This window comes from Listeria cossartiae subsp. cossartiae, assembly GCF_014224155.1.
Lineage (GTDB): Bacteria > Bacillota > Bacilli > Lactobacillales > Listeriaceae > Listeria > Listeria cossartiae.
Genome location: NZ_JAASUI010000009.1, coordinates 1 through 1,904, shown reverse-complemented (window position 1 = coordinate 1,904; position 1,904 = coordinate 1). Strand labels below are relative to the sequence as shown.

The window sequence follows — 1,904 nt, the reverse complement described above, 5'->3', positions numbered from 1 at the left end:
TGCCCGGCAGCGACCTACTCTCGCAGGGGGAAGCCCCCAACTACCATTGGCGCGGAGAAGCTTAACTACCGTGTTCGGGATGGGAACGGGTGTGACCTTCTCGCCATAACTACCAGACAATATTGAGTTGTTGAAAGATTGCTCTCTCAAAACTAGAGAAGAAAGGGTTCAGTTAGGTAACTTCGTTTCATTTTTTGGTTAAGTCCTCGATCGATTAGTATTTGTCCGCTCCATGTATCGCTACACTTCCACTCCAAACCTATCTACCTGATCATCTTTCAGGGATCTTACTTTCCGAAGAAATGGGAAATCTCATCTTGAGGGGGGCTTCACGCTTAGATGCTTTCAGCGTTTATCCCTGCCACACATAGCTACCCAGCGATGCTCCTGGCGGAACAACTGGTACACCAGCGGTGTGTCCATCCCGGTCCTCTCGTACTAAGGACAGCTCCTCTCAAATTTCCTGCGCCCGCGACGGATAGGGACCGAACTGTCTCACGACGTTCTGAACCCAGCTCGCGTGCCGCTTTAATGGGCGAACAGCCCAACCCTTGGGACCGACTACAGCCCCAGGATGCGACGAGCCGACATCGAGGTGCCAAACCTCCCCGTCGATGTGGACTCTTGGGGGAGATAAGCCTGTTATCCCCGGGGTAGCTTTTATCCGTTGAGCGATGGCCCTTCCATGCGGAACCACCGGATCACTAAGCCCGACTTTCGTCCCTGCTCGACTTGTCAGTCTCGCAGTCAAGCTCCCTTGTGCCTTTACACTCTGCGAATGATTTCCATCCATTCTGAGGGAACCTTTGGGCGCCTCCGTTACTCTTTAGGAGGCGACCGCCCCAGTCAAACTGCCCACCTGACACTGTCTCCCCACGCGCTAAGCGTGGCGGGTTAGAATGGTCATACAGCCAGGGTAGTATCCCACCATTGCCTCCTCGTATGCTAGCGCACACGTCTCTTCGGCTCCTACCTATCCTGTACAAGCGGTACAAACATTCCATATCAGGTTGCAGTAAAGCTCCACGGGGTCTTTCCGTCCTGTCGCGGGTAACCTGCATCTTCACAGGTACTATAATTTCACCGAGTCTCTCGTTGAGACAGTGCCCAGATCGTTGCGCCTTTCGTGCGGGTCGGAACTTACCCGACAAGGAATTTCGCTACCTTAGGACCGTTATAGTTACGGCCGCCGTTTACTGGGGCTTCAATTCGTACCTTCGCCGAAGCTAAGCACTCCTCTTAACCTTCCAGCACCGGGCAGGCGTCAGCCCCTATACGTCACCTTACGGTTTTGCAGAGACCTGTGTTTTTGCTAAACAGTCGCCTGGGCCTATTCACTGCGGCTCTCTCGGGCTTGCACCCTAATAGAGCACCCCTTCTCCCGAAGTTACGGGGTCATTTTGCCGAGTTCCTTAACGAGAGTTCTCTCGCTCACCTTAGGATTCTCTCCTCATCTACCTGTGTCGGTTTGCGGTACGGGCAGTACTACTCTTCCTAGAGGCTTTTCTTGACAGCGTGAAATCAGGAACTTCCGTACTTAATTTCCTTCCCCATCACAGCTCATGCTTCGCGAGAAGCGGATTTGCCTACTTCTCACACTCACTGCTTGGACGCACATTTCCATTCGTGCGATTCCCTATCCTTCTGTGTCACCCCATCGGTTAAACAATTAGCACTGGTACAGGAATCTCTACCTGTTGTCCATCGCCTACGCCTATCGGCCTCGGCTTAGGTCCCGACTAACCCTGAGCGGACGAGCCTTCCTCAGGAAACCTTAGATATTCGGTGGAAGGGATTCTCACCCTTCTTTCGCTACTCATACCGGCATTCTCACTTCTAAGCGCTCCACCAGTCCTTCCGGTCTGACTTCACCGCCCTTAGAACGCTCTCCTACCACGAACCTC

Annotated in this window: 2 rRNA genes; both read right to left on the bottom strand. The window is 53.3% G+C overall.

Going from position 1 to position 1,904, the window contains the following annotated elements:
• Nucleotide 1: 1 nt before the first annotated feature.
• Nucleotides 2-117, bottom strand: a 5S ribosomal RNA gene (rrf, locus tag HCJ30_RS14165).
• 77 nt (nucleotides 118-194) lie between these two features.
• Nucleotides 195-1,904: ribosomal RNA gene (locus HCJ30_RS14160) — 23S ribosomal RNA — on the bottom strand; the annotation flags it as partial.